This is a genomic window from Cupriavidus sp. 05T313, from assembly GCF_056396665.1.
Genome location: NZ_JBFTLX010000345.1, coordinates 1 through 5,779, shown reverse-complemented (window position 1 = coordinate 5,779; position 5,779 = coordinate 1). Strand labels below are relative to the sequence as shown.

The following is a 5,779-nucleotide window of genomic DNA, read 5'->3' as shown; positions in this document are numbered from 1 at the left end:
CTTCGGCACCCTGGCCAGCCAGTTGCGCGCGCACTTCGGGCAGGCGGATGATGCGGATCAGTTCGCTGCTGATGCGCGCCACCAGGGCGTCGGGCATGCCGGCCGGCGCCATCACGCCTTGCCAGGTGCCCGATTCGAAGCCGGGCACGCCTTGCTCTGCGATGGTCGGCACTTGTCCCATCAGCGGCATGCGCGTCTTCTTGGATATCGCGATCACCTTCAGCTTGCCCGCCTGGACCTGCGGCAGCGTTGCCAGCATGCCGTTCATCAGCACCTGGGCGGTGCCTGCCACAGTGTCGGCCACGGCCTGGGAGCCCCCCTTATAGGGCACGTATTGCCACTTGGCGCCGGTCGACTGCGCCACCGCCACGCCAGCCAGGTGCGGCGCGCTGCCGATGGCCGTCACCGCGAAGTTGAGCTGGGTGCGCTTGGAGAGGTCCACCAGTTCCTTCAGGTTGCTGACCTGCACCGAGGGGTGGACTACCAGCAAATGCGGCGAGTAAGCCAGCATGGCGACGCCCTTCAGGTCCTTGCCCGGATCGAAGGAGAGCTTGGTGTAGACGGACGGGCTGATGGCCAGCGCGCCGATATCGCAGAGCAGCAGGGTGTGGTTGTCGGTGCCGGCCTGCGCGACCATCGCGGCGCCGATATTGCCGTTGGCGCCSGGACGGTTGTCGACCACGACGGGCTGGCCGAGCGCTTCGCCCAACTGGCGGCTGATCAGGCGGGCGATGATGTCGGAGGAACCGCCGGCGGAATAGGGGACTACCAGCTTGATCGGGCGGGTGGGCCAGTCGGTGGCGGCCTGCGCGGCGCGGGGGGCGATCAGGGCGCCGGCGGCGCCGAGGCTGCCCAGGGTGGCTGTCGCGCCAAGCGTGGAGAGTCGGGATAGAAAGGTGCGGCGGGTCGTCGGCATCTTGTTGTCTCCGGATTTGTATTGTGTTGTATGTTGTCGTATGTGTTGGATGATAGCTCGAAGTCTTGGGTGGGTCCAGGGCATTCTTCTGGAAGGGTTTTTGTGCGTTGACGCTAAAGGCCTTAAGCGCAACTTCACTACCGCGACGGATCTTCCTGGCTGCTGAAATACGGATTATGGTGACTGGTTTACCCCCTTCCTCTGCGTGCGGGAGAAGGGCCGGGGGCGAGGGCGGGCGTTCGCAATGCGGCTTGCCATCCGTTCGCCGGCACCCATTGCAATCTTGCTGGTTAAATCGAGAATGACCTCATCACATCATCTGATACGATAACCAGGGCTAAAAAAAGACCTCTTCAACAAGCGAAGAGGTCTTCCCATTCAAGCCGTGCGCAGCAATGCGCGCTTATTGCTGCGCCATCTTTGCATACTCCCACCCCATCTCCGCCATCGGTCGGGCCCGCTTCCCCGCATCCAGGGCCTGCGCCGACGAAGCCGTCCCATCGACCACGCGCTTCATGATCCCCTGCAGGATCCCCGCGATCCGGAACATGCTGAACGCGAGGTAGAAATTCCAGTCGCCCGTGATCGGCCGGCCGGTGCGCTGCTCGTAGGTCCTGCGGTAAGTCGCCTCGTCGGGAATGCCGAGCCCTGCGTGGTCCAGGCCGGCAATGCCGCGGAACTGGCCCGGCGCGATATGCCAGCTCATGCAGTGATAGCCGAAGTCGGCCATCGGATGCCCCAGTGTGGAGAGTTCCCAGTCGAGCACCGCCAGCACGCGCGGCTCGGTGGGATGGAACATCAGGTTGTCCAGCCGGTAGTCGCCATGCACGATCGAAGTGAGATCGGCGTCTTCCTGCGGAATATGATCAGGCAGCCAGGCCATCAGTGAGTCCATGGCGGGGATGCTCTCGGTCTCGGACAGCTTGTATTGCTTGGTCCAGCGCTCGATCTGGCGCGAGAAGTAGTTGCCCGGCTTGCCGTAGTCGCCCAGGCCGATGGCCTTGTAGTCGACCGTGTGCAGTGCGGCGATGACACGGTTCATCTCGTCGTAGATGGCGCTGCGCTCCGCCGGCGTCATGCCGGGCAGGGACTGGTCCCACAGCACGCGGCCGGCGACGAATTCCATGATGTAGAAGGCGCGGCCGATCACGGTTTCGTCCTCGCATAGCGCGTACATCCTGGCGACCGGCACGTCGGTGCCTGCCAGCGCGGCCATCACGCGGTACTCGCGTTCGATGGCATGGGCCGAGGGCAGCAGCTTGGACTTGGGGCCGGGCTTGGCGCGCATCACATAGGTCTGGCCCGGCGTGATCAGCTTGAAGGTGGGGTTGGACTGGCCGCCCTTGAATTGCTCGATGGTGAGCGGGCCGGCAAAACCCGCCACATGCTCGCGCATCCACACCTCCAGCGCGGCCATGTCGAAGCGTTGCTGCTCGGCTACCTCGCGGGTGCCTTCGAAATTCGAAACGTTGGTGCTCATGCTGTCTCCGTTTTTTCGGTATGTTCCGGGTTTTCCGAGATTCGAAACTGTCTGCCTGCGGCGTGGCTAGCCGGCCGGCCCCCGCAGGTCGCGAAAGCGCAGGTACTGGTGCAGCAGCACTTCCATGGTGGTGTGGCGCGTGCCGCTGTGCACCGGCGTGGGCGGCGAGTAGTTCATCATGCGCACCACCCAGTCCAGCGGATCGTCGCCCACGTCCAGCACGTTGATGCAGCCGGCGGTTTGCATCAGGCTGCCGTAGAACACGCGGCGGCCGCAGGTGATGGCGTGGGACAGGATGGCGCGATTGGTGCCGCCATGCAGGACGAGCAGGACGGTGTCCCAGTTGGGATCCTCGCGCAGGCGGCGCAGCGCGGGCAGCACGCGGTCAAGGAATTCGCCGACGCTTTCGCCGTCGAGAAAGCGCTTGTCTTCCGGCACTTCGCCTTCGAAAGCGCCGATAAAGGCATCGCGCAGCTTGTCGTCGCTGATGCCCTGCAGCTTGCCGCCGCGGATTTCCTGCAGCTCGGGCCAGGTTTCCAGCGTGGCGTCTGCCATCCCGGGTAGTTCGGCCAGCACGCGTTCGGCGGTTTCCACCGTGCGCGGCAACCCGCTGACGATGATGCGGTCGAAGCGGATGTTCTCCGCGGCAAAGGCGCGGCCGGCGGCGCTGGCCTGCGCCCGGCCGGTTTCGTTGAGCGGTACCAGCTCGGGCAGCGCCGGGCGGCCGGTCGCGTCGAAGTAGGTCACGGCGCCGTGGCGCAACAGGTAGACGCGGCGGCGGGGCGAGGGCGGCAATTCCATGCAAGTCTCCGGTGCTTGGCCGATGCGCCCGTCTGCGCGGGCATGGTCGGCGTGGTATTGCGTGGCCAGGTCGGCCGCTCAGCGATAGTTCGGCTTGCGCTTTTCCAGGAAGGCGCCAATGCCTTCGCCCGCATCCTTGTGATGCAGCGCGGCCACGAAGTTGTCGCGCTCTTCGGTCAGGTGCCCGGTCAGGCTGGCGGTGCTGGCGTGATTGATCAGCGCCTTGATGCGGCCCACGGCATGCGGCGAGCGCGCGGCCAGCGTTTCGCCCAGGCGCAGCGCTTCGGTGAGCGCCTGGCCGGCAGGCACCACGCGGTTGACCAGCCCGAAATGGGCCAGGCGCGCGGCATCGATGGGCTTGCCTTCCATCATCAGTTCGGAGGCGAGCTGGCGGGGCAGGGCGCGGGCCAGTTCATACGAGCCGCCACCGTCAGGCGTCAGCCCGACATTGACGTAGGCCATGACGAACTTCGCATCGCTGGCGGCCACTACGAAATCGCACGCGAGCACCAGCGAGAAGCCAGCGCCCGCGGCAGGGCCTTCCACCGCCGCGATGATGGGCTTGGGAAAGGCGTGCAGCGTTTCGATCCAGTGATTGAGGACTTCGATGCTCTCGGCCTGCACTTCGGGCGGCTTGGCGCGGTTGCCCAGCAGGCGGTTGAGGTTGCCGCCGGCACAGAACACGCCGTCGGCGCCGGTGATCACCACCGCACGGATTTCCTGATCGCGTGAGGCAAGTTCAAGTGCTTCCTGCGATGCCGCGTAGATGTCCGGGTGCAGCGCGTTGCGTGCCTCGGGGTTCGAGATGGTCAGCACCAAGGTGGAGTCGACGCGTTCGGATAGCAACTGTGCGGTCATGGCGGCCTGTGGGAAGAAGCGAATGCAACAATGCAGAAGCGGGGGGCGGATACGAAACGACCGCAGGCCAAGACAAGCCTGCGGTCGCGGTTCTTACTGCTCTTCGGCCAGCAGCGACAGGCCGAGGCCGGCGCGGCGCCACAGCCACGGGCTGGGGCGGTAGCGCATGTCGCCGGTCAGGCGTTCCAGGTTGCGCAGCACCGTCAGCACCAGGTGCGGGCCGATCACGTCGCCCAGCGCCAGCGGGCCCTTGGGGTAGCCCAGGCCGAGGTTGACGGCGAGATCGATGTCGACCGGCGTGGCAATGCGCTGCTGCGCGATGTCGCTGGCGATATTGACGATGCAGCYGAYRATGCGCTGGGCSACGAAGCCGGCCGAGTCGCGGATCACGGTGACGGGCACGCCATCGCTGCCGAACAGGCCGTGTGCGGCCTCGCGCATGGCGGCGGAGGTGGCGGGCGTGGTCATCAGCGTGCGGCGCTTGGTGGCTTCGAACGGCAGCAGGGTGTCGATGGCGACCACGCGTGTCGCATCCAGGCCCTCATGCAGCGCGCAGGTGGTGGCGTCCAGGCCCAGCGGCGTGACCACGATCAGGGCGTCGTCCGAGGGCCGGTTGCCGGCTTCGGGCGTGATGCCCAGCGAGAGCAGCAGCTTGACGGCCATGCCGTGGCCACGTTCGTCGGCAAGGCTTACCCACACGCTGGTGGGGCGCGCGGCCGGCACGGCGGCCGCGGCGGGCACCTGCTTCTGGCCATCGGCATAGCGGTAGAAGCCGGCGCCGGCCTTGCGGCCGATCAGGCCGCCCACCGAGCGGACCGCCGTGATGGGCGACGGGCGGTAGCGCGGCTCCTGGTARAACTGGTTGTAGATSGATTCCATCACCGGGTGCGAMACGTCSAGCCCGGTCAGGTCCATCAGCTCGAAGGGGCCCATGCGGAAGCCGGCCTGCTCGCGCATGATGGCGTCGATGTCGGCGAAGTCGGCCACGCCTTCCTGCGCCACCTTCAGGCCTTCGATATTCATGCCGCGGCCGGCATGATTGACGATAAAGCCGGGCATGTCCTTGCAGCGCACCGGCGTGTGGCCGAGCCGGCGCGACAGCGCCATCAGCGCATCGCCCACGGCGGGGTCGCCCGACAGGCCGTCGATGACCTCGACCACCTTCATCAGCGGCACCGGGTTGAAGAAGTGGTAGCCGGCGATGCGGCCGGGCTGCTTCGCGCCGACCGCGATCGCGGTAATCGACAGCGACGACGTGTTGGAGGCAATCACCGCATCCGGACGCAGGATGGCTTCCAGCTTTGCCACCAGGTCACGCTTGACTTCCAGCTTCTCSACGATGGCYTCSAGCACCATGTCGCAGCCGGCCAGGTCKTCCAGCGYGKYGCASGGCWKCACGCGGGCCAGCGCSGCYKCGCYGTCSKCKGCRCTSATCTTGCCCTTKTCGGCCAGCTTGGCGAAGGTGTCCTGCAGGTATTGCCGGGCCGCCGCCACGGCTTGCGCGTTGGTGTCGTACAGGCTGACGGTCAGGCCGGCTTGCGCGGCGATCTGCGCAATGCCACGGCCCATGGCGCCCGTGCCGACGATGCCGAGGGTGTCGATGATGAAAGTGCTCATAGTGCTTCCAGAAAAGTGTGGTTAAATTAGCACGATCGTACGTTTTTTGCATCATCCGCGACAGTGGGGCGATGCAAGCGGCGTGCGCTGATCGGCCAGAGCGGACC

The 5,779-nt window shown here is 66.1% G+C and carries 5 protein-coding genes; all 5 read right to left on the bottom strand.

Annotated elements, in window-relative coordinates; genetic code table 11:
* The coding region (locus AC1DKD_RS38240; protein WP_477144485.1) for a Bug family tripartite tricarboxylate transporter substrate binding protein at positions 1–916 on the bottom strand (916 nt) is incomplete at its 3' end.
* A gap of 403 nt (positions 917–1,319) precedes the next feature.
* Complete coding sequence (locus AC1DKD_RS38235) at positions 1,320–2,396, bottom strand: phosphotransferase (protein ID WP_477111083.1); 1,077 nt, start codon at positions 2,394–2,396, stop codon at positions 1,320–1,322.
* A gap of 66 nt (positions 2,397–2,462) precedes the next feature.
* Entirely contained in the window at positions 2,463–3,197 is a 735-nt protein-coding gene (locus AC1DKD_RS38230) for a histidine phosphatase family protein (RefSeq protein ID WP_477111082.1), read from the bottom strand.
* A 78-nt stretch (positions 3,198–3,275) separates the two neighbouring features.
* On the bottom strand, positions 3,276–4,055 hold the full coding sequence (locus tag AC1DKD_RS38225; protein ID WP_045238115.1) for an oxepin-CoA hydrolase, alternative type: 780 nt from the start codon (positions 4,053–4,055) through the stop codon (positions 3,276–3,278).
* Between the two features lie 93 nt (positions 4,056–4,148).
* Positions 4,149–5,672, bottom strand: coding sequence for a 3-hydroxyacyl-CoA dehydrogenase (locus tag AC1DKD_RS38220; protein ID WP_477144484.1), 1,524 nt, complete (start codon positions 5,670–5,672; stop codon positions 4,149–4,151).
* Positions 5,673–5,779: the final 107 nt, after the last annotated feature.

Bases quoted from the DNA above. Each gene is read 5' to 3' on its own strand.
- AC1DKD_RS38235 (WP_477111083.1), bottom strand. From the start codon at position 2,396: ATGAGCACCAACGTTTCGAATTTCGAAGGCACCCGCGAGGTAGCCGAG.
- AC1DKD_RS38230 (WP_477111082.1), bottom strand. From the start codon at position 3,197: ATGGAATTGCCGCCCTCGCCCCGCCGCCGCGTCTACCTGTTGCGCCAC.
- AC1DKD_RS38225 (WP_045238115.1), bottom strand. From the start codon at position 4,055: ATGACCGCACAGTTGCTATCCGAACGCGTCGACTCCACCTTGGTGCTG.